This window comes from Parabacteroides sp. 20_3 (assembly GCF_964238835.1).
GTDB classification, from domain to species: domain Bacteria; phylum Bacteroidota; class Bacteroidia; order Bacteroidales; family Tannerellaceae; genus Parabacteroides; species Parabacteroides distasonis.
Window position 1 is genome coordinate 134,493 of the sequence record NZ_CAXSNO010000005.1, and the last position, 24,293, is coordinate 158,785.

General features: G+C 47.4%; 19 protein-coding genes. 1 reads left to right on the forward strand and 18 read right to left on the reverse strand.

The genetic code is table 11. From position 1 onward, the window contains the following. Positions 1–24: 24 nt before the first annotated feature. From ACESPU_RS11880 to ACESPU_RS11900, 5 genes are all read right to left on the reverse strand, one after another. Entirely contained in the window at positions 25–990 is a 966-nt protein-coding gene (locus ACESPU_RS11880; RefSeq protein WP_005866887.1) for a radical SAM protein, read from the reverse strand. A 119-nt stretch (positions 991–1,109) separates the two neighbouring features. Next, on the reverse strand, positions 1,110–2,222 hold the full coding sequence (locus ACESPU_RS11885) for a GTP-binding protein (RefSeq protein WP_122144752.1): 1,113 nt from the start codon (positions 2,220–2,222) through the stop codon (positions 1,110–1,112). A gap of 26 nt (positions 2,223–2,248) precedes the next feature. After that, positions 2,249–3,061, reverse strand: coding sequence for an MIP/aquaporin family protein (locus ACESPU_RS11890; protein ID WP_005866878.1), 813 nt, complete (start codon positions 3,059–3,061; stop codon positions 2,249–2,251). Between the two features lie 295 nt (positions 3,062–3,356). Then, positions 3,357–3,692: a helix-turn-helix transcriptional regulator gene (locus ACESPU_RS11895; protein ID WP_005866876.1), complete on the reverse strand. Its 336-nt coding sequence runs from the start codon at positions 3,690–3,692 to the stop codon at positions 3,357–3,359. Positions 3,693–3,802: 110 nt separating this feature from the next. After that, positions 3,803–4,264 (reverse strand): Lrp/AsnC family transcriptional regulator, encoded by a 462-nt coding sequence (locus ACESPU_RS11900; protein ID WP_005866874.1) that lies wholly within the window; start codon positions 4,262–4,264, stop codon positions 3,803–3,805. Between the two features lie 181 nt (positions 4,265–4,445). Here ACESPU_RS11900 and ACESPU_RS11905 point away from each other — a divergent pair, with 181 nt between their 5' ends. Then, positions 4,446–5,732, forward strand: coding sequence for an O-acetylhomoserine aminocarboxypropyltransferase/cysteine synthase family protein (locus ACESPU_RS11905; RefSeq protein ID WP_005866872.1), 1,287 nt, complete (start codon positions 4,446–4,448; stop codon positions 5,730–5,732). Positions 5,733–5,910: 178 nt separating this feature from the next. Here ACESPU_RS11905 and ACESPU_RS11910 read toward each other — a convergent pair whose 3' ends face one another. Genes ACESPU_RS11910 through ACESPU_RS11970 form a run of 13 tightly spaced genes read right to left on the reverse strand, consistent with a single transcriptional unit; the run spans position 5,911 to position 24,289 of the window. After that, complete coding sequence (locus ACESPU_RS11910; RefSeq protein WP_005866869.1) at positions 5,911–7,182, reverse strand: PQQ-binding-like beta-propeller repeat protein; 1,272 nt, start codon at positions 7,180–7,182, stop codon at positions 5,911–5,913. 28 nt (positions 7,183–7,210) lie between these two features. Then, entirely contained in the window at positions 7,211–8,494 is a 1,284-nt protein-coding gene (locus ACESPU_RS11915) for a PQQ-binding-like beta-propeller repeat protein (RefSeq protein ID WP_158532566.1), read from the reverse strand. 11 nt (positions 8,495–8,505) lie between these two features. Then, entirely contained in the window at positions 8,506–9,768 is a 1,263-nt protein-coding gene (locus ACESPU_RS11920; RefSeq protein WP_122378455.1) for a glycosyltransferase family 4 protein, read from the reverse strand. Positions 9,769–9,782: 14 nt separating this feature from the next. Continuing rightward, a complete protein-coding gene (locus ACESPU_RS11925; protein WP_309431157.1) occupies positions 9,783–12,887 on the reverse strand; it encodes an FtsX-like permease family protein in 3,105 nt (1,034 codons plus the stop codon). Positions 12,888–12,901: 14 nt separating this feature from the next. Continuing rightward, the gene (locus tag ACESPU_RS11930) at positions 12,902–13,573 is read right to left on the reverse strand and encodes an ABC transporter ATP-binding protein (RefSeq protein WP_122144747.1); all 672 of its coding nucleotides are present in this window, start codon (positions 13,571–13,573) and stop codon (positions 12,902–12,904) included. Positions 13,574–13,590: 17 nt separating this feature from the next. Next, on the reverse strand, positions 13,591–14,739 hold the full coding sequence (locus ACESPU_RS11935) for a PQQ-binding-like beta-propeller repeat protein (protein ID WP_373133381.1): 1,149 nt from the start codon (positions 14,737–14,739) through the stop codon (positions 13,591–13,593). A 15-nt stretch (positions 14,740–14,754) separates the two neighbouring features. Beyond that, positions 14,755–15,723 (reverse strand): 2Fe-2S iron-sulfur cluster-binding protein, encoded by a 969-nt coding sequence (locus ACESPU_RS11940; protein WP_122382565.1) that lies wholly within the window; start codon positions 15,721–15,723, stop codon positions 14,755–14,757. Positions 15,724–15,727: 4 nt separating this feature from the next. Beyond that, entirely contained in the window at positions 15,728–18,118 is a 2,391-nt protein-coding gene (locus ACESPU_RS11945; RefSeq protein WP_122144745.1) for an NAD(P)H-dependent oxidoreductase subunit E, read from the reverse strand. Position 18,119: 1 nt separating this feature from the next. Then, a complete protein-coding gene (locus ACESPU_RS11950; protein ID WP_057326010.1) occupies positions 18,120–19,916 on the reverse strand; it encodes a PQQ-like beta-propeller repeat protein in 1,797 nt (598 codons plus the stop codon). Next, positions 19,913–21,196, reverse strand: a complete 1,284-nt coding sequence (locus ACESPU_RS11955) for a 4Fe-4S binding protein (protein ID WP_158532564.1) — start codon at positions 21,194–21,196, stop codon at positions 19,913–19,915. The genes ACESPU_RS11950 and ACESPU_RS11955 overlap by 4 nt, the downstream gene beginning before the upstream one ends. Before the next feature lie 4 nt (positions 21,197–21,200). Next, on the reverse strand, positions 21,201–21,776 hold the full coding sequence (locus ACESPU_RS11960; RefSeq protein WP_057326011.1) for a ferredoxin: 576 nt from the start codon (positions 21,774–21,776) through the stop codon (positions 21,201–21,203). A gap of 8 nt (positions 21,777–21,784) precedes the next feature. Then, complete coding sequence (locus ACESPU_RS11965; protein WP_158532563.1) at positions 21,785–22,828, reverse strand: hypothetical protein; 1,044 nt, start codon at positions 22,826–22,828, stop codon at positions 21,785–21,787. A gap of 39 nt (positions 22,829–22,867) precedes the next feature. Continuing rightward, the gene (locus ACESPU_RS11970; protein WP_057326013.1) at positions 22,868–24,289 is read right to left on the reverse strand and encodes a PQQ-binding-like beta-propeller repeat protein; all 1,422 of its coding nucleotides are present in this window, start codon (positions 24,287–24,289) and stop codon (positions 22,868–22,870) included. Positions 24,290–24,293 lie beyond the last annotated feature (4 nt).

Below are 24,293 nucleotides of genomic sequence, written 5' to 3' on the forward strand. Positions count from 1 at the left end.
AACTTATTTACGCTTCTCCGGGAGTCAATAAGCAGATGAGACGTATCCAAACTCCCTCAATAAACTCCATGCTCCCTCCGGATTAAATCCCCGATTTTGTTCCGTATGGCTTTCTGTGTCACGAGGATTTGCCCCGACTTCAGCATACAATTGGTTCACGCCTGCCAGCATAGCTAATTTGATGGGTTCATGTACATTCATCGATCGAGATGGGTTGACTGCCAGATTGGATACAGCGACAATTTTCGTCAGCTCCAAGTCTGAAATTTGCCCTTTCTCATAAAGAGGAGTTCCTTTCACCGGAATCCGACGCATAGCGGCCATTACATCTATTTTCAAATCCTTGGCTCTTAGGATCTCTACTGCCAGCTCCTCATAAGAATGTTCCGGGCCTATGGGTTCTATACAATAATAAAGCTCCAGGCCAGCCTCTTTAATCGCTCGCATAGTCGCCTCCCGGTCTTCCGTTTTCGCCATCGTATCCTCACCCTCTCGCAAACGGTTGATATGATAGACACCAGTGAAACCGACCTCTTTCAATTTCAAGGCAGTATCCAAACCAAAATCACCGATATTAGCCACCATTTTTTGATCCTTTCTTAATAGTCCCCTCACAGACCGCCCCACAGAGATAAATTCCTCTATCGGATAGTTGGCTGTTGTCATCATGAAAAAGTCATCAAAATAAGACTTTTGCAGAAATTGCACTTCCTGACATATATCCTCCACCGATTTCTTCCATTTATCGTTCAATGAATAATGGGTAGCGGCCATAGAGCAAAAGTTACAATTAATCGGACAAGGCTCCGCATTAATCCCTATTTGCGTAAACACATATCCCCGGTTCCCGAACTTCCGCCGAGATAAGGCGTTCGAGGCCGCTAGCAAATCATAATATTCGCTACTAAAATTATTTATACGTAACAACTCTATGATCTCATCTTCCGATAAATCAATATTTCCAGCCTTAATCTTTTCTATCGCTTTCATTTATAATATATATTAAACAGACAATTAACACTCACCCCTATTTCCAATAAACACTTGTCAGAATAAACCTTCCATTCTATTTTCGTTCCTCCATAGATGTATACAACTTGAAGAAATCATCATTGATCTGATCGCAGATACGACGGAACTCGCTCATAACGATGGGTCGGGTTGGGACGACCGGGCTGCAAGAAACGCCAAGCCACGACCTCTTCCTCATACTTACCGTCTATCATACCGATCAACACCTCCCGGACCATCTGATCCAATAACTCAGGTGTAGTCTCAACCCGGGCATTAATGATCAACTTCAGATCTTCCCCCGCTCCGGCAGAGCCTCTCAACGATAAGGTATCCTGTTTCCCGGTCAGGTTGCCCACGGCGAAACGCTTACCATTCTCCGCGATCACTTTCACATGTCCTACGGCGCAACCCGCCTCATCGAACTTAACGGCAAAACCCTTCATCAGCGTTTTCAGGAAATCATCCCAATCATCACTCACGCCATGCAACTGAAGCGTCCCGTTCAACCAGCCCAACACAGCCTCGCCGTGGGCGTAGGTATCATAATCTATCTCCAATAAGCGCTTGCCCGCATCTTGGCGGCTCATCACGGCCTCGATCCATTTGTCCATGCCCTCACCGGTCTGGGCACTCGCCGATAAAACCGTCGCACCCGGAAACGCGTCCGATAAACGTTGTCTCAAGACCGCGGTCTCTTCCCGTTTCAACACATCCGACTTACTCAGCAAGATGATATCGCTTTCCTCCAATTGTTTCTTATAAATATAAGCGGCATCCGGATGCAACCCCCCATTCCCCCCATTCAAGATAGAAACCAAGCGATTCGGGTCCGCCAAGACCGTCAGCGGGGAAATCTTCAACTCCGTATTCCAATATTGCTTCAAAGGTTGCATGATCGTAGCCGACAAATCCGTGCAACTACCCACCGGCTCAGCGATAATCACGTCGGCCGAGGCTTCGGCACGAATCTCCTTGATCGCATCCGTGAATCCGTTAAAATTACAGCAGAAACAACTGCCACTTACCTCGGCAACCCGCAGATCCGACAACTTCAGCAACTCGCTGTCCACAAGTTCCGGAGCTTGGTCGTTCGTAATCAAACCTACACGCAGCCCTTTATTCATCAATCGCACGGCAGTTTCCCATAACAGTGTTGTTTTTCCCGCTCCCAAAAAACCTCCCACTAAGATCAATCTCGTTTGTTTCATATCCGTTTCGTTTATTATAATGATTACTATTTCTCGCACTCACACGAACCGTCTCCCTGCTTGATCAGCGGCTCTATCACATAGGTTAGCGCATAAGCCGCTACCGCCCCTCCCAAGATAGGGGCCAGAATATAGACAAAGAAGAAACCTCCGCAACAAGCATCCGGGAAAGCCACCTCACCCCAGCCCGCCAGCCAAGAGACCAAACGAGGACCAAAGTCGCGGGCAGGATTCAGCCCCGCCTGTGTCAATGGAGCGATCAAGCAAATGATGGAAGAGACCGACAGCCCGATAAACACCGGAGCCATCGTATCGCTCGGCCGTCCCACGTTACAACCTTCCGTCAAGGCGAAGATAAACATCACCAGCAAGAACGTGCCGAACCCCTCGGCAACCATCGCCAAAGGCATCGAGACAACCGCCATACTATCGCCGGGATTCGGATAGAACTCACCGAACATACGAGCTGTATCGATCGAGGCCTCCGTACCGCGCACGATGCCATGCGCCAGCTCATAAGCGGAAATTGTAGGCGCTAATAATCCATACAATACGGCTCCGGCGAGAAACGCCCCCGCAAACTGGGCCAATAGGTAAGAAAGCAGTTTATCGGCTTTCATCCGTTTACTCAGCACCATGGCCACTGTAACGGCCGGATTCAAATGCGCGCATGATAAATGCCGGGTTAAGTAAATAGCGAGCGTAACGCCAATCCCCCAAACCAACGCGATCTGGAATATGCTTCCATACTCTCCGAACAATACCGCTACGGCTACAGATCCGCAGCCAAATAGCGTCAAAACAAAAGTTCCAATCAGTTCTCCTACAAATGCTTTCATCTGGTATCTTATTTTTTCGTTAGATAATCGTGGTTTAAAAAATAAGTAACGCAAATATAAAAGACCTGTAGAAGCAAGAAACCTTAATGCTCCTTAAAACGAAAATAACGGGTATAATCACGAAATACACAAGAGAGGTTTTATGATCGTAAAACAACGAACAACTAATTCATAGTCAATAGATATAGTACTTGATTTTATTATATAATTCTAGACAAATAACGGTCTTCCCAGTATTGTTAAACGGTCATTAATTCGCAATAACACGAACAATAACACATAAGACATACCTCATTCAATCATCGCAGCACGTCTCCTTCTTTTTCACGCAATCCGCAAAGAAATTCGCGAACAACTGCCGGGCGATCTCCCAGTTTACCCGGTTGATACAATACTTCACCTTGGGAGTCTCTATCTCTCCTTGTATCAAGCCGGCATCTTTCAACTCCTTCAGATGCTGGGAAACGGTAGCCTTCGCTATCGGCAATTCCTCATGTATCGCCCCAAAATAACAGGCCTCCCGCTTTGCCAGAAAATGCAGGATAGCGACCCTAGCCGGATGTCCTAACGCCTTAGCGAAACGAGCGATCTGCTCCTCTTTAAGGGTATAATCATTCTTTTTATCTTCCATTTATCTCTTAATATTCATTTGTTGTACAAAGTACGGACATATTACCGGAAAAACAATCTTCGCAAGGAATCTTTAACAACATACGAAGACTTATCTGCCGGATCATCCCATCAGATATGGATGCCATACTCGTGTTTGACCTCATCCATCACGAAAGTGCTTCTCAGCGAGCCCAAGCTATCGATCGTTCCCAGCACGTTCAAGATAAATTCTTGATAGTGCTTCATATTGGGAGCGTGTATCTTGAGCAGATAGTCATAGTCGCCGGATATGTTATAGCACTCCGTGACCTCCGGGATATCTTGGATGATCCGGGTAAATTCCGACGCGATATCCTTGTTCAGCCGGGTCAGTCTCACGCTACAAAACACGACGAAACCTTGATTCAGCTTCTCCGCATCCAGTACGGCTATGTATTTTTTTATATAACCATTGCTCTCCAATCGTTTAAGCCGCTCAAACACGGGAGTCGACGATAGGCTTACCCGGGCGGCAAGTTCTTTGGTTGTCAGCCGGGAATTATCCTGCAAGATACGGAGGATCTGTAAATCTGTCTTATCCAAAGAGTCCATAGATAAATATTCTGTTACAAGGTTCTTTTTATCTTCCTTACAATCGTTACATTCTTATCAAGATCACAAAAATAGATTTATTTTCCATATTTTCAAAAGATATTGTTCGATATATCCCCATCATATACTTTTGCTGGAAAATAATTCAAGGACAAACAAACAATTAAAGCATAAGATCACAATGGAAACAAAGAATTTGCATTTCGAGACTTTACAACTTCATGTCGGACAAGAGCAAGCCGATCCAACAACAGATGCCCGTGCGGTACCCATCTACCAAACGACCTCCTACGTATTCCATAACTCGGCCCATGCCGCCGCTCGTTTCGGCCTGCAAGATCCGGGAAATATCTACGGACGGCTGACGAATCCCACGCAAAGCGTCTTCGAGCAACGCATTGCCGCCCTCGAAGGAGGCGTAGCCGCGTTAGCGGTAGCATCCGGGGCAGCGGCCATCACATACGCTTTCGAGAACATCACACGTGCGGGTGATCATATCGTAGCCGCCAAGACGATTTACGGAGGTAGCTATAATCTGCTGGCGCATACACTGCCGGCGTATGGCGTGACGACCACGTTCGTAGACCCGCACGATCTCTCGAACTTCGAGAATGCGATCCAAGGAAATACCAAAGCGGTCTTTATAGAGACCTTAGGCAATCCGAACTCGAATATCATCGATATAGAAGCGGTTGCAGCCATAGCGCATAAGCATCACATCCCATTGATCATAGATAATACCTTCGGAACGCCTTACCTGATCCGCCCGATCGAGCATGGAGCGGATATAGTGGTCCATTCGGCCACGAAGTTTATCGGTGGGCATGGAACCTCATTAGGGGGAGTTATCGTAGATTCCGGCAAGTTCGACTGGGCAGCTTCCGGCAAGTTCCCTCAACTGACCGAGCCAGACCCTAGCTATCACGGCATACGCTTCGTAGATGCCGCCGGCCCCGCCGCTTACGCCATCCGCATCCGTGCCGTATTGTTACGCGATACAGGAGCGGCAATCAGTCCGTTCAACACGTTTATATTACTGCAAGGCCTAGAGACACTTTCCTTGCGTGTGGAACGCCACGTGGCCAATGCTCTTAAGGTTGTGGGATTCCTGAAGAACCACCCGAAAGTAAAGAAGGTAAACCATCCGGCGCTAGCCGATCATCCGAACTACGATCTTTACCAGCGATATTTCCCGAACGGAGCAGGATCGATCTTCACGTTCGAGATACGGGGCGGGCAAGAGGAAGCGCACCGCTTTATCGATAATCTGGAGATATTCTCCCTGCTGGCGAACGTAGCGGACGTGAAATCGCTGGTTATCCATCCGGCTAGCACCACCCATTCGCAACTCAACGCCGAGGAACTGACGGAACAAGAAATCTATCCGGGCACGATTCGCCTTTCCGTCGGGACAGAACATATAGACGACCTGATCGCGGATCTGGAGCAAGCGCTCGCTAAAATATAGAGAAACCTTAGTCGTTTCCTCTAGGGAGTTTAACGTTTTTGTCTTGTCTCATCGATCATCCAACGGCTGTTAGAAGATCGTCCAACAGTTGGTGCATGATCATCCAACGGCTGGTGGACGATCATGCACCAGCCGTTAGAAGATCAACACATCAAGAAGAAAGCCCTAATACATTCTTTCATTTTACCTTATACGCCATCAAGGCGAACCCATGACGGATATATAGCACGCCATTCACGATAACCGGGTGCGCCCAATGCGGCCCCACGCCCTTCGTGATACGGAACTCGCTGACAATATCGAACTTCGCGGGATCGGGATTCACCAAAGCTACAGCCCCCCTACGCTCGTCATAGCAATACAGCATGCCATCGGCGGCGATGATAGAGCCTTTACCCTTGCCGCCCGTCCATGTGGTCTCATAGCCTTTAGCACCCGTATTCCAATCGATTGCGCACCAATTCCCTTGGTTGTTATTGATCCAGTTGGAGCCATAGATCGTGCCGTTCACCTCTACATAGCCGCCATGGTGCGTATCCAGCACATCGGTGCGCCAAACAACGGAGACACTCTTCAAGTCATCGCTCAATTGAAGCATAACGCCATTGATGTTATATCCATGGCAGAAAAAGATCTTCCCATCCTTATACAACGGGGTGTTCGGGGCGATGTTGGCCCATTTGCCCTCTTTAGGTCCCCAATCAGCAAACGACCATTCCACCGTCCCGTTATCCGGGTTCACGCCAATCACATGCTTCGCCGTAGAGCCGATAATCTGGCGTTTCCCTTTATAGGATATCAATATCGGAGAGACATAAGCGCCCGTATCGCCAAACGATTCGGTCTTCCAGATCAATTCCCCCGTGTCCTTGTTAAGAGCGACCATCGTCGTCTGGTCGCCCGCAGGCGTATAAATCACCTTATCATCATATACCAAAGGACACTCGGAGGTTCCCCAGTTGCCAGTCTTCCGTCCATAGATATTGCCACCGTCCACTTTCCAGACGATCTTGCCATCCTTGATATCCAAGCAAACGATCTCACCGGAACCGCTGATCACATAAGCCTTGTCTCCATCGATAGCCGGCGTGGTGCGTGTCTCCGGATAGGTATCGCCCCAAGGCGCGCTATAGGCCACCTCATACACTTTCTTCCCGTCCAAGGTATAAGCGGAAAAGATCTCTTGGGTCTCATCCTCGTTCATTCCCGTGAGATACAGGCGATCGCCTACGATCACCGGACTGGAGTATCCCTTGCCGGCATCCATCGTTTCCCATAACAACTTAGGGCCTCCGGCGGGCCATTCTTTCAGCAAACCCGTTTCCGGATAAGTACCGCTTCGCTCCGGTCCCCTCCATCCGTACGGCGTCTGGGCGGTCGCTCCTACCCACGCGAAACATGCGAAAGCGATCCCCAGACCATACAATCTCATCTTTTGTACTGTAATCATACTCATTCTTTTTTTAGGTGATATTTTGTCATTTAATTTTGAAAGCCATCAACGCGTTCCCATGACGTATATAAAGCACTCCCTCATGGATAACAGGATGCGCCCAATGCGGGCCTACTCCCTTCGTGATCCGGAACTCACTCACTACGTCGAACTTTTCGGGGTTAGGGCGAATCAAGCCTACCGTTCCACGGCGCTCGTCATAACAATAAAGCATATCGTCCGCAGCGATGATAGAGCCTTTTCCCTTACCCCCCGGCCAAGGCGTGTCAAATTTAGTCTCGCCCGTGTTCCAATCCACGGCCACCCAGTTCCCGGAACCGTTATTGATCCAATTAGAGCCATAAATCACGCCATCCACCAACACAAAACCGCCGTGATGCGTATCGAGATCGTCGTTCCTCCATACCAGATCCGCTTTCGTAGCATCTACGTTCAAGCGGAGCATAAAAGAACCCATGTTATAACCGTTACAGACGAAAAGGCGCCCGTTATCATAAAGCGGGGTATTGGGGGCGATCGATTCAAATCCTTTCGCCATATCTTCCGGAGACCGTCCCCAGTCACGGAAAGTCCACTCGATCTTGCCTGTTTCCGGATTCACCCCAAACACGCTCTTTCCGGTCACGCCCACGATCTTTATTTTACCGTTATTCATTACCAAGAGCGGAGAAGTATACGAACTGTGCTCACCCAAAGGCTCGCTTTTCCATACGGTCTCTCCCGTCTCCGCGTCCAAGGCCACCATTGTCGTCTGATTTCCACCCGGCGTATAAATAACCTTGTTATCGAAGACCAGCGGACACTCGGACGTGCCCCATTTTCCGGTCATACGCTCGAACTTCTTGCCTCCGTCCACTTTCCAGACGATCTTGCCGTCTGCCGTATCCAAGCAGACGATCTCGCCCGATCCGCTGATGACATAAGCCTTCCCGTTCTCGATCGTAGGCGTGGTACGGGTCTCCGGGTAGGTATCCGTCCAAGGTACACCATAAGCGGTTTGGTACAATTTCTTCCCGTCCAAGGAATAGGCGAAGAAAATCTCCTGCGTCCCTTCCTCATCCATACCCGTTATGTACAAACGGCCATCCACGATCACGGGGCTGGAATATCCCTTACCCAACTCCATGGTTTCCCATAATAACTCAGGTCCTTCCGAAGGCCACTCTTTCAACAAGCCATTCTCAAAATAAACGCCATCCCGCTCCGGTCCTCTCCAACCATAAGGAGATTGAGCATACAAAACCCCGGTGGCGACAAAGGCCATACAGACAGAGGCGCAAAGAAGTTTTATTAGCTTTAATGTTTTCATTTTTTATCGAATTAAATTAGACATTGATACATATTTGATAATCTCTCCCCCAAAACCCAGTCATTATACCGGGAAGAAGACAGTAGAAGCGCATTCTCACGGCACTGCCTCAGCAAGACCTTATCCGTCAGTAAAGTCTCCAAAGCGGTAGCAAGGCAATCGCTATCATTCCATTCGTAAAGAATGCCGGCTTTATCCACAATCTCCGGGAAAGACCCGGTAGCGGGCTCCACCGCAGGCCGCCCGGCGGCAAAAGCCTCACACAGATAAAGTCCGACTCCTTCCTCAAACCTCAATGGGACCGACAGGACACTAATCTCCCGATAGAACCGGGCGTGTTCTTCCATTCTGTACCCTTCATCTATCACCACATAATCTTGATAAGGATCGAGAATCTTCCTTATTTTTCGGAGAAAAGGCTTATCCTTTCCCGTATAGCCTCCTCCGATCCTCAAACGGAGATTCGGTACCGTATCCTTTTTCTTCAGCTTAACGAAAGCTTCCGCCAGCAGATCCAAACCGTTCTCCTCATTCATCCGGTAAAAAAAGCCGATAACCGGATCTTCCGGATAATCGAACGATCTATATTTATCCCAGTCTACTCCCGGATAAATCACCTCGATATCCCGCAATCCGGGAAGCCGCCGAATAAGAATCTCCTTATAGAAATGGCTGGTTGTCACGAAACGATCTATATAGCGGGAATTCTCCTCTATTCCCCGCCAAGCCTCCGGAATACAACGCTCGTCCAAATTATCAATCCATACCTCCTCATCTTGTACGGAACATACGATAGGCGTATCCAAATACCGCTTGATCTCTTTGGCGATACCAATCAACAAGGTGCTCGATAAATGAATGATATCCGGCTTCTCCCGATCTTTCACCCAGCAGATCAACTGATCCACCATATCCAAGAAAGCGGCATCCTTGCCGGTAATCATCGCTAACGTCATTTCTTCCAATCCTTCCGCCGAAGTGGAACCGGACAAGGAAGAAGCTACATTTAATAAGGTATCCGAACCAGTAATCCTTTTTAACCAATCCGGCATTTTCCGTTTACCAAAGAATTTTTGTGCCGTATAGAATGTCGTGGCAGGGAAAAACAAAGGAGTATCCGCTTGGAACGAGCGGTGTCTCAAAGGTAGATAAAGAGGCATCACGATCACCTCGTGACCGGCTTTCCGAAGAGCCGACGCCTGAAGGTTATCCCGGAAGCAGTTCCCGCAATAAAAAGAATCTCCCGAACCCGGAACTATAAACAATATCTTCATAAGCCTCTATCTATTTAAAGTTTGGAACTCCCGATTTCCCGCTTTACCAACCTGCGGACAAAAATCATCACACATCCGGTAAAGAATAACATGAAACCCAAGGCCAGCGACCAAGCTCCGGTTCCCGCATTCGAGAAATTAGCACTCACGCTTATCAAAGCCCCGATCACTCCGGTCAAGATCGCATATAACGGGACGAGGATATTCTCCTTATAGAAAATCCGTCCGATCTGCCCGTCCGTGAAACCTAGCACACGATACAGGCGAATCTCATCCCTTCGCATCGCTAGGTTCTTACGGATCACGATGATAAAGCTCAAGATTCCCAATAACAATCCCAGACCTCCTAAGGTCATGAAGATTGTGAGATACGTATCCGTTACCGTATTGAACTGTCTCAGACGATCATTCGTGGTCATCACCCGTACGCCATATTCACTCAAAGCTTGGGAAATAAGGTTTTTCACCTCCTCCCTCTCGGATTCTCCTGTTTTTAGCAAGAACACCTCGCTACCGGTCGTTTCCGTCCAGATCTCAGAGAACAGCGCTTGATCCACCAATATATTTCCTTGGAACACGGAGTTGGATAGGGTACCTACCAACCGTATTGCGATCGGTAGTCCTTGATCATTCTTATAATAAAGCGTATCTCCCAAGTTCATGCCGATACCCCAAGTCAATACCGTAGCATCCACCAAAGCCGGATATACGGAATTTGTACGTTCTCGCACTCGTTCGAAAACGACTTCCCGGTCTTCCCCATAAATCGTTTGCTCGATCTGGAAATCGCTATTTGACAACGCTTTCATATTTATCCCTAATACCGTAGGGGTCGTTACCTTATTCAAGTTTAGGCAACTGGCATCATCCGCGTTATAGCGCAAGCATTGCAGAACTTCCGTATCCTCCGGCAAATCGGAAAGAGATAACTTCGCTTTGCCTGAGGACGTAGACAAATCGTAATAAACAGGAACACTGCTTTCACACCAAAGACTGTATCCTCCCGTCCCAATGCGTATCTGTGAGCTATCCGCAAATCCTTTCCGGTTCAAACCGACCGAAAACACGATAAAGACCCCGATAGAGAGAGCGAAAAAAGATAATAAGGATTGTTTCCTGTTCGCATATATAGTAGCCCAAATCAATTGGCTTCGATTGAACAAAGAAGGATGCACCGAACCGTTCTTCGCAACCCGATAGTCACCCCATAATGCCGCCGTCACGATCCATGCGGCACCGATAACCATGAAAAGAGGCACTGAATGTAAAACCCATACATTCACGCCGATCATAGCTACCGTCATCATACCCGACACGATCATTCCGAGCCTTTTCTTCCGCAAAGAAGATCCAGACGAATAAACCTTATGGCTTTCTTCTCGTAATGCCCGTATAATCGCCCATCGAAGAAGCCCCAAGGAGAGTCCGACACTAACCAATGTACCGGCGATAAGCGTCCATGTACCCGGATAAACCCCAAAGCCATCCGTTTGCGTAGCCCCTTGCCACACTCCCCCTAAAAGCCACATGATAAGCCTCGTATATAATAGCCCCATAACGACTCCTACCACGGAAGCTCCCCCTACGACCGGGACAGATTCCATCCATAACATACCTTTGATACGTTTCCGGGTATAGCCCATCGATCTCAGTAAAGCGATCTCATGACGCCGTCGGTAAAACATCTCCGATAAGGGATTCAACATCAGCAACACGGCGGAGACAATAATAAAGAATCCCAAGGCAAGAAATAATCCCGCAAAATCCACCCCGTTCCGGGCGGCATAGATTCCAGCTTCCCGGGGATGAATCAGTTGGATACCAAACATCTCCGGTCTAAGTCCCGTCAAATCAGGCCTCGCATTTGGAATCCGGATCGCCGTCGCGCTTCCATAGGCGTTCCCCCAATCCCCGACTACGGCATCATAGGCTATGATCGCTTTCGGGGTACTACGAAACAAATCCCAATACCGCTCATCCTCATCGGTAATCAAGTCCATTTGAATCGGCAGGTCACTATCCCAATCCGTACATCTCTCCACGTTGGAAAGTCCCGGGAAATCAGCGCTTAAGGAGCCATCAGACACCCATTCAGACAAAGGAACGACCCGTCCTACCTTAAATTGACGGGCATCCGTATCCAGTCTCTTCAATCCTTCCGATTTATAATAGCTTACCCGAATAGTATCACCCACCCGTGCCCCCAAGCGATTAGCGGCATAATCGGAAAGCAGTATCTCATCTTTCCGAAGGATATGCCCTTTATATCTATCCATAGCGGTTATGAACGAATAAGGAATTGAATTTCCTTCTCGCTCAATGGAATTGACTAAATAGGAAAATAGCCGATCAGACGCTAAGTTATCCTGACAGATCGTCTCCACGACCTTCTCCTGCAAGAATACCCGCCCGGAGGTTATCTCCGTGAAATCCGCTTTCCGCCGTACCACCAAGCCGGACAACTCTTGATTCCATATATCGCCTAAATCCGTAGAAGAAATCTGTCTATCTGTCAATACCAAGTTAATCTTTCCCTCTACATTCAATGCCTCCGCTAAATCACTCCGGCGCACGAAAACATTAAAGGGAAGCACCTGCTCATTCTTTAGGTTTATGTTACCCCCACTATCCACCGGGACAAGCCCCTCATAGGACAGGCGCAAACCAACCGTATAATTCTTGGTCACGAAAAGAGAGCCGGAAGGCACCAGGCCTGTCGCCGGTAAACGTAGCACTATATCTTCCGAAGCCTCCAATCCGAGTTCCTCCGACAAAGCCGGGTTGATTTTGGCCGAACCTTCCGATAACGAAAGATCATCGACACCCCACACAAATACAGGAACCAGCTTACCATTCCGGGATATAAAGCCATCGGTCAACAAAACACCCCTAGCGGACTCTCCCAATAAAGAAACAGACAAAATCGAATCGGAAATAAAAGAACTCCGGGAAAAGATAATGGTCTCAGTATTTCCCAAACGCTCCGTAACCCGTCTCACCAATGTCATGCGAACCGAATCGCCTACGACCAAACTGCCCACAATTACGGCAACAGTGATTACCACCGCCATCGCCACCAACCGGTAGTAACGGGCGAAATACCGTATATTCCTATGCAAAAGCCACCTTATATTCACTCTAAGATCCCTCCATTAAGCTTAAGTATCCGGTGAGCGAAAGACGAGGTCTCATCCGAATGTGTCACCATCACGATCGTCGTTCGCATACGCAGGTTGATCTCGGAAAACAGCGAGGCTATATTCCGGGCGTTCTCCTTATCCAATTGTCCCGTAGGTTCATCAGCCAATACTAACAAAGGCTTCCGGATCAAGGCACGGCAAACTGCTACCCGGCTCGCCTCACCTCCGGATAACGTATGCGGATATTGCCCCGCCAATTTAGATATATGCGTCAACTCCATCAGTTGATGAGCATATTCTATTTCCTCTCGTGTACATCGGGAAGCTGTCGCCAAAGCCGGTAAAAGGATATTCTCAAGGACTGTATATTGCGGCATCAGACGATGATCTTGGAAGACAAAGCCTATTCGACTATTACGTATCGTAGCAAGATCGATGCCATCAGTCGTCATCTCCATACCATCCAGCAAATAAATTCCGCTATCCGGCCGGAGTATCGTTCCTAAGATCGACAATAAAGTGGTTTTTCCGGAACCGGAAGGTCCTTCGATCGCGATAAACTCTCCCTTCTCCACCTCCATATTTATTCCGCGGAGCACGTTGTTCTCACGGTCTTCCCCATCTTGAAAACTCTTCTCTATATTTGATAATCTAATTAATGCCATATTCCTCTATGATTTGTCTACCGTCCTTTCCCAAAACAAAAAAGCGTACCTTTCGCGGTAAGAATAAAGAAATGATCTTTTATAACAGCCGGCGAACCGACGATCTGCTCTCCCGTATCGTACTCCCATTTCAAATCCCCACTCTCCGTATCCAGAATCGAGACAATACCCGTCTTCGTACAAACAATCACCTTATCGAAACAAACAACCGGAGAACTCTCTCCAACCTTTCCTTTCAACATATACTTCCATTTTATCGTCCCGTCAATACGATCGATCGAATACAAATAACGGTCATTAGACAAGACAAACAGCCTGTTATCCGTGATGGCGGGAACGGATACGAATGAACCTCCCTCATCCGTGGCCGCCAAAATCTTCCGTTGCCGGACGATCTTTCCTCCTTCCAGATATAACTCATAAATATTTCCGGCATAATCCCCCACATATACATAATCCCCCATAATAGCAGGCGAAGCAGGTACATAGGAATCCATCAACAATGAATCCGTCTGCAAACCCGTCTTACAATTAATGACCCGTATCCAAGAGTCGCACCCGCCAAACAAAACGTGCTTTTTCCACAAGGCCACAGCCCCATTCAGATAATAGCCGGACTCAAACCGGTTAATCTCCTGCCCGGTGCGCTCGTCCACGCAATAAAGATAATTATCATAACTACCGAACACGATCGCCTTCCGCCCCTCAAAACCAACCCGGTTCGGCGAGGCGGAGATTTGTCCCATCGTCTCGAAATTCCAAAGCGTATCTCTGGATTCCAAGGAAATAGCGCTCATCCAACCATCTAACCTACCTATATATAATACTGAATCATAAACCATCGGGATAGCCTCTACGGGCGTGTCCAAGTCATATCCGAAAACAGGCTCCCCTTTTAGGTCAATCCCCCATATATGACCTTTCTTGTCACACCAGTAAGTAGTTCCTAGATGGACGATTGGAGAAGAAACCGTACGTACGCCACTTTTATAGCTCCACAATAAGGAAGGTTTCTTCGGTAAAGACCGGTCCGTATATCCACTCAAAGAGGCATCTCCCCGGAACAACGACCAGTTCAGGCTATTCCCATCGTCCACCGTATCCTCATTTCCCTCACAGCCAACCAATAGACCGACCATGCACATAAATAAGCTCACCCATTTCATAATTCCAGATTTTTCTTAGTCTACTAAATACAAAGCTCCTGTAGGACAAAGTCCGGCCAGTTCCTCCTTTACATTCGTCTTACTCTCCTCGGGAATTACGACCTGCATGCCAAATCCCCTGTTCTTAAAGGTAAAACCATTCTCACTATTGTAAACACATAAGCCGCAACGGATACACTTAGCCGGTTCAAACCACATCCGGCCTTTCACATGTATCTTCTCCTTTACCGGTAACATGGAAGAAACCTCATACCGGGGACGTTTGATACCAGCCTCTGTAGCGTATAGGCGTAACTTGCAATCCGCTTTCCCTCCACAGGCGCAATGCAAGCAACCGGAAGGAGCGGACGTAGTCTCTTTTAACCACTCTTTTTCCTTCATGGTAAAACGCCCCAAGCGGGAAATAAACACATTCTTATCACGTTTATCCACCACATGATAATCATCCCCGACAGGTAAGTCTACCCTCCCGGCCAATTCTTTGATTATGGCGCGGATCTCAACGGCCTTATCGACCGTACCCCTACGGCAAGCTTTCTCGCAAGGAGCCTTACAGGTATCACAACCTACCGCAGGCAAGGGGAATACAGCCGCCAACAACGAACGGGCTTCCCCATAACGTCCCGCATCATATAAATACAACATACGTTCCACATCCAAGCCTTGAGTACAAACCAAGGTACACGGAGCCTCGCAATCAGCCCGATGATCACTTAACAAAAGTTCCAATGATAACGCACGAAGCCGAGATACCTCCTCGCTATCCGTCTCTATACGCATCCCTTCCACCGGATACGTGGAGCAGGAAGGGATCATTTGCCCGGAGACACTATTCCTCACGACACATACCATACAAGACGATTTATGCTTTGCTTCTTTCGCATAGCACATGGAAGGGACCCGAAAACCTGCCCGGCGAGCTACCTCAATCAAGGTTTCTCCCTCCAATACCTCTATTTCTTTATTATTGATTGTTATCACCATAGCCTTAAGATTTTAAAGAGACCTTCCGTATAGCGTCAAAACTACATTCATCTATACATAAACCACACAAAACACATTTCTCTATATCTATCGAATGTTTCTCATACGGGGTATAAGGGATCGCATCCGAAGGACAAGCTTTGGAGCACTTCGTACATCCCACGCAGTCATCCGTGATCATCAGTCGCACCATATCCTTGCAAGTACCGGTGCGGCAAATGCCCCTTACATGTTCCTCATATTCTTCCCTAAAATATTTCAAGGTAGCCAACACGGGATTCGGCGCCGTCTTCCCCAATCCGCAAAGAGCCGCTTTCTTCACGCTCAAGGCCAACTCCTCCAGCTTATCAATATCCGCCATCTCCGCTTTCCCGGTACATAATTTATCCAGTATATCCAACATCCTACGAATGCCGACACGGCAGAATGTACATTTCCCGCAAGACTCATTACAAGTAAACGCCAAGAAATAACGAGCCACATCCACCATACAATTGCTCTCGCTCAATACGACCATTCCCCCGGAACCCATAATCGCTCCCATTTGGGTAAGTGCGTCAAAATCCACCTTCGCGTCACATAGATGAGCGGGGATACAACCACCCGAAGGGCCACCGATCTGTACGGCCCTCAATTTCTCGCCGCCTTCCACACCACCGCCTATATCCTCGATGATTTGGTTCAAGGTCGTCCCCATCGGCACCTCTATCAAACCACCATGACGAACCTTACCCGCCAAGGCGAATACTTTCGTACCCTTGCTATTCTCAGTACCGATCTTCCGATATTCATCAGCCCCATGATTGACTATATACGAAACTTGGCTCAAGGTTTCTACATTATTGATCAAGGTAGGACGCTTGTTCAATCCCTCCACGGCCGGATAGGGCGGCCGTTGCCGCGGAAAACCTCGCTCCCCTTCAATGGAGGCGATCAAAGCGGTTTCCTCTCCACAGACAAAAGCGCCCGCTCCCTCAAATATCGAAATCTCAAAAGAAAAGTCACTTCCAAAGATATGATCTCCCACCCAATTTCTCTCCCGACACAACTCTATCGCTTTCCGGGTACGGATAACAGCTTGCGGATATTCCGCACGGATATAGAATATTCCTTCCTTCGCACCTACGGCATATCCGGCTATAATCATACCCTCTATAACCCTTAATGGATAAGATTCCAGAAGTATACGATCCATAAACGCACCCGGATCACCTTCGTCTCCATTACAGATCACGTATTTTTTAGGCTGATCCGAAGCCGCCACGAGTTCCCATTTACGACCGGTCAAGAAACCGCCGCCGCCCCGTCCACGAAGACCACTCCGTAAAATCGTATCGATAATCTCTTGACGACTTTTCGACGTAATCGCCTTTTTCAATGCCTCAAAACCTCCTCGTGCGATATACTCATCAATATCCAACGGCGACATCAGTCCATATCCTTCCGTAGAGACCCGTTTTTGTCCAGACAAGAACGTGTTGATCGCACCAGTCCGTTCCTGTTCTGATTTCCAGAGAATATTATCCCAAGTCGTATCCGTATGAAACATGTCTATATGATTCAAGATCGAATTCTTTAAACGCCTCAAACGGCTTGCCGGTTGGAAATGGTGTAATAAGATTTCTTTGATCTCCTCCGGCCTTACGTTCGGATAACGTTCGATAGAACCATCCGGATGAGCTACATCGATCAAAGGCACTTGGTTGCAGGCTCCAACACAAGATACCGGCTTGATATTGACCTCGATCCCCAACTCATCGGAGGCCTTGATAACCGCCTGATAAATCTCTGATGTCCCACTTGCCTGACAGCAGTTCTCCATCCCTAAACGGATCTCCCCCACGATCTGACGAGTAGCATTTCCTTCCTCTTCCCGCTCATGTTCTTGGTTATATATCCGGAACTCATCGAGCACCTCATTGACCCTACCCGGTTGTACATGCCCGTAAATCTTCTCGTCGATCTGCACGACCGGAGCCAAGGCGCAACATCCTAAACACGCGATCTTTTCTATCGAATATTCCTGATCGGCTGTCGTTATACGATCCTCTTCCATCTTCAATTCCCGACGGAAAGCGTCATATACATTATTCGCACCCTTTACATGGCAAGCCGTACCGGTACAAACCTTAATGATATGTTTCCCATAAGGGACATGGCGAAACTGGGAATAGAAGGTAGAGACGCTTATCAACTGGGCACGATCGATCTCCGTCCGTTCATATACACGCAATAATGCATCTGAAGGCAGGTAACTAAACTCATCCTGCAAAGCCTGCAATAGTGGTATAATATCCCGTCGTGACGTACCGATCCGGTCGATGATCGCATCTACCCGGGCTGTCATCGCCTCTTTTGTCCGGATCCCGTTATTTTTACAATTATCACATGCCATATTAATTCATCGCTACACAATAAATACTCTTTTCCGTACGCACCACGATCTTTCCATCCGTAAAAGCAGGAGTAGCCATCGTACGTTCTCCGGTCTCAAAAGAACTCAACAGGTTAAATTCATTATCCGTGGAGAAAATATGCATCTTCCCGTCATTACTGAAAAGATAAAGCTTGCCTTCCACGATCATCGGGGAAGAGTAAAACTCTACATTCAACTCATGTTCTTTAGCCAACGCACCGGTCTTTGTATCATAAGCCGCAAGGACGCCATAACTCGTCGCCACATACAAATGATCTTTTGTCGCTACCGGGCTGGATACCTCTGGCAGATAATCCGAGCTTTCCCACAGAACCTTTCCGTCCGCGCCATTAATCGCCACTAGCTTGGCGTATTCGTTAGCTCCGAATATCACCCCGTCGATACTACACGGACAGGAACATACCTCGCCTCCCATACAATCCACCTGCCACAATTGCTCACCGGAATTCGGGTCGTATGCGGTTATCGCTGGGTTACCCATTAGAATCAACTGGGGCTTCCGATTCACGTAAGCGATAGAGGGAGAGCTCCAACAGATTTTTCCCGGCCGGTTCTTCACCCAACGCTGGTTACCGTTAGCTACATCCAACGCGATCAGTTTCGGATCTTTATTATTATCGTATTGTATGAAAAGCGTATTGCCGAAAATAAGGAGAGAGGATACGAAACCATAATGATTATCCGGAACCCCCAGATTCTTAGCCCATAACTGTTTACCATCCATATCCGCACAAACCACATCACCGGTAGCGAAGATAGCGCATACCCGATTTCCATCGGTCGCTACGGAAGAGGAAGCCAAGCCCGTGTCTTCCGTCACCTTCGGCATCACGGAGGGCGAACCCGGAATATTCGTAGCCGCCAAACTCCATCGCTGCTCACCGGTTGTCAGATCATAGCAATACAGCTCACGAGCTTGCTCGTCCGCTCCTGTAAAAAACACATGATTACCGTTAATGACTGGCGAGTTATGGCCGGGTCTGGGTATTTCCTTTTTCCAAGCGATATTGGTACCACTACTCAAATCCCATTTCACCGGTATCCCCTTAGCCGCAGACACACCGTTTGAATAATTCCCCCTAAACGCATTATGCGTAATTTTAGGGACTACCGGCTGAGGCTCTTCACTGGTTGCGGGAAAAGCCTCTTCTACCGGAGTCACATCATTAGTGGTATCTATAATTACTTCATTCATCGGCTCTTCGATATCTATAGCCGGTTCTATCACCTCACTATCAGGCTCAACTTGCGTACTCTCGGCTATTAGTGTTTCCTCCGCCACACTCTCGGTCTTCTCCGTTGCTAAGAAAGGAGATGATAAGAACACGAAAAATAAAGAGACTCCGACCAACCCGAACATACTCCATGTTATATATTTACGGGATTTAGACTTCAGCATCCATTCGTCGATCGGATCGATTTCCTTATCCGGGATATGCATCTCCCCCTTAAAATAAAAACGCAAGCAGACAACGAACACGGCTACCATGCCCAATAAGATATAAACACCCAACTTCAAATGATCCTCTTGTATAAAATAAGCCCTGCGAGCTAATAAATCCAATTGGCGTATCTGTTCTTGCAATTCCGGATTATCCGGATTCGTATCGTTCAGTAGCTTCAAGGTCTCCACCACCTCGGTCTGAAGCGGCGTAACGCCCCTCACTTGAAAATAATTCGTGATCAACATGACCGACAACGAAATAATAAAGATAGCCGTAACCGCAGCTATATTTCTGTAAATATCCTTATTCATGATTCTGATGATTTACGCAGTTCAACACTATTCTTATTCTGAGGGCAATAACTGAAACACAGGGCACAAGCCACGCAAGCCGCATGATTGATCTCATATTGCTTACGGGTACGCTTTACGGACAAGCGGATCAAGGCCAAACCTATTACCAAACCGATCAAACCTCCCGCTATCGTGGAATAAAAACGAAATTCGTCCAATTTCGCCTCATACGCACTCGTCAGCTCTTCCAAGGTACGCCCTTGTCCGTAAAAAGCCTCCAATTCTAAAGAAAGCTCCTCTTCCGGATTCGCCTCATGCCGTTCCACCATATCATACAAACGCACATCCTTATTTGCCCGACTCAAATCCGAGCTTGCCGAACGCATCAAGAAAGCCCCCGCCGCGATCATCAACGGCAATACGACCAAATAACCTAAAAGTCTCCGTACACCTTCTTTCCGGCTCTCTTTTACCTTGTTCGCATAAGGAGAGCGGATCGCATCCACAGGACACGAATTATGGCAAAGTTCGCAATTGATACATGCTTTTCGGGAAAGACGAATTTTCCAGATAGACACCGAAGAGAAAAGACTTAATAACGCTCCGTAAGGACATAAGAAACGACAAAACGGCCTCCCTGTGAAAACAGATAAAATCAGCAACAAGGCCCCGAACAAAAGAAGTCCCACATCTCCTCCTAAACGGAAGATACCAATAAACGGGTCGAACTGACAGATGATAAAACGGCTTCTCGTCACAGCGTATAAAACGGCGAATATAAGATATAACCAAGGGATTATTCCCAACGCAGCCGTAACTGCTTTCGAGATTCGGTAGTTCTTGACGTTCACCAATTCTTGTAGGGCCCCAAACGGACATACACCCGCACAGAATACCCGCCCGAACAAAAAAGCAAATAATATTGGCAAGATAAAAAATAACAATACCGTCAACGGTAAATGATAAGTAGAATCCACCATGGCCAACGCTATATTCTGTATCGAGCCGATGCTACAGACACAGCCACTCCGGAAAAAACCAAAATAAGCTACCGAGATAACCGAAACCCAGAAAATAGGCTTACGGGTATGTTTCTTATATACCGCCCATACCACGATACTCATCAAAAGTACCAACATAAATAGATCCAATACCACCCACAAGGTCTCATTGGGTATGGCATAATGTAATTCCGGATATTGGTAACCAGACTCAAAATCCGGTTTCGGAAACCGGTTTTGTGCCTGAAGCATCACCCACGAAAAGAGTAGGGTCCCTATTGATAAAAGCTTTTTCATCCGATTAACCTTTTAATTTATAAGCCGTCGCATACGGAACTCTCGTTATAGCACCCGATGCGCATACGGTAGATATTTGACATTCATTACAATTCAGGCACAAATCCTGTTTAATCTGTAAATAGAGCGAGCCATTTCCAAAAGAGCTACATCCTTTCACACATTTGCCGCAGCCATTGCAAAGATCCTCATCGATCGTATATTCAAAATAGGGGTCTTCCACGAATTTACGCAGGATGGCACCCGTCGGGCACATCATATTCTCAGCGGCAGTATTCAGCTCTTTCACGTTCGTTCGGTAATAGCCTCCGCACAAATCACAATAACCGCATACCTTATTCGCATGAATACATTTTACGGCCGAGACAGGTAACACGCAATGTGTCTCGCAACGTCCGCATTGCGTACATACATTCGGATCGATTTGCCAGAATAAACTAGCCTCCGTTCCTTCCACCTTCCGGGCCATACCGCCGGCAACCGCTAGGATCGTTCCTCCGGCAACCACCGAACCGCAAAGCTTGAAAAACTCTCGCCGTTTAATCGGACTATTTTTCGGATGATCTTTCTTCTGTTCCATATTCTTCCTTAAATCGTAACACCTATCTTCAAAGGACAATCAATACCACAAGTTGAACATGCGGTCTGTACCGCCAGCTTTTTATCATATTGAAATATCGATAACGCATCTTTACCGGCAACCACCAACTTGTCATCCCAAACTCTCACCTCATAAGCGGCATGGCCACCTCCCAATGCTTTTTCATCCAATAATACACTATGGAACTCGCCATTCTTTCCGTAACAACTGATTCGAGGAATCCCCTTTTCAGATGTGATAACCTCTCCTGTGGGTGTACCCGCTAAATAGACTGGGTTACAGCATCCGCTAAATAGGCCGGCAGCACCGCCCGGTTTGCCAAATGAGGAGATATACTCGCCTTCCGGTGAATAACTTTCCACTAGGTGTCTTCCCGGATTCGAACAGTAAACCACTCCATCTATATTCGTAATACCAAAAGAATAGCTGGGCACAATAAAACCGGACGGACTTTGAATAAACTTCACAAAACCTCCTTCAATCGTATACATACAAATATTTTTATTAGCCGCATCCGTAACAAAGACATTCCCTGATAAAACCGTCAACGAACAATAATCAGACTCCTCGCTGCAAGCCTCCCAATCCCGTATCCATCCGCCTTCCAGATCATAGACTTCCACCCTCGTAGGATACAAAAGATAAACACGATCATCATCCACCGTAACATCCCGTACAGAACTCCCGACCGGAAAGTTACTCACCAATGCCCCGGAGGGTTCATACACATAAATATTGTTTGGCGCAGCAACAATCAACCGGCCTTCATACAAATCAAAAGCGTCGATCTGGTCTGATATCTTAAATGCGGAAACCTTCCTATAAGGGGATACAATATTATTCACATGACTACGATTTATGGTAGTACTCTTTTTATCCACCCCATAAAAAATATCATCCGGCCTCGTAAACATCTTCCATAACAGGTTACCGGTAACCCCCAATATACTTCCACCCGCTATGACAGAACCACAAATACGCAAAAAACTCTTGCGCGATATTCTATTTCCATTATCTTGATTCGGTTCCATACCTTTTATCTTTTAGAATTGATTATCTTATTTACTTGATCATACGATTTTTAGACATTTAACCGTATGAGCATCCCGCAGTACAAGCATCCCATCCGCATAGGCCATCGGCCCCCAAGCATCTACACCGTCCATGACTCGTTGTTTTTTCAAGAGTTTCATCGCTTTAGACTGTATCTCATATACATATAATTCACCATCATCCTTGAAAGCAAACAGATGCTTATTGATAACTAAATAAGGACCAAGTCCAAAACGTTCATCCGCAGCGGAACTCCAAATTGGATTATGCAAATCCGTAGGCGAGAAACAGACCAGTTTACCACGTAATCCCCCACCGTCTTTCGGCATCACGCTAATGATCATATCATTATATAGGATAGGCGTCTGCTGCTCGCTAGATAAGCCCTTATCCGCTTTATACTGGTCCAAAACCGTAGCGGTCCACTTCGATCCTGCCTTATCCACTTGTAAGAGAGCCCCTCCCGTCCCATAGCCCGCCACAAGGAATATCCGGCTTGATGACAAACGTAATGGAGACGGAGCGATCACGGAAGGTTGCCATTTTTTTGTATCCCATAAGAGAGTACCCCGATCCGCTTTTTCCGCCGATACGCCGCAAACACCTCCCACTCCGGCATAAACATACGTTCTCTTATTACTCAAACTCATCGGCATTACAGAAGAATGCGACATTTTATAACCCAATGTATTCGGAGTACTCCACACGATCTCACCCGTAAGACAATCCACACCCGCCAACAGAGTCTCTTCACCGGCCGGAGCCAAAACCAAAACATCATCATCTACGCAAGGACACTGCCCGGTATACCAGAAAGGGACTTCCGTCTTAAACTGCTTTTGCATATCAATACCCCATTTCAAGTCACCAGTCACCGGATCGCAACACATTACATGCCCTTGAGGACCGATCGTTATCACATACTCGTCACGTATAACCGGAACCGTACGCGAAAAGCCATGATTACGTTTCATAGGAACCCTATACCATCTCCGCCATAGCTCTTTACCACTTTCCAAGGAAAAACAACGCAAAGCATCAGAGTTCAAGGACTCATTATAATCCAATACATATACCCTGCCCTTATAGATCACAGGGGCCGCATGTCCTTCACCTGTCTCAAAGCTCCATACTACGGGGTAATCTCCCGCCTCGGTATTGATCTTGTCCGGAGTCTCAACTACATTATCAAAACGCTCCCCTCTAAATCCAATCCATTCCCCCGTAAGTCCGGAAGGAGGCTCCTCCTCATATTTCATGAAATATTCACCGATCACGACATCATTCGCTTTACGAGCCAATCCCTCCGGGCGATTATCCGCTCCGGGAACCTGAATCGTAAGATTCTCACGAGGGACATACAAATGCCACCCTACAAGGATAGCGGTATAAATACATACCGTAGCAACCGTTATTAATAAGGTCTTTCTCTCTTTCACGATC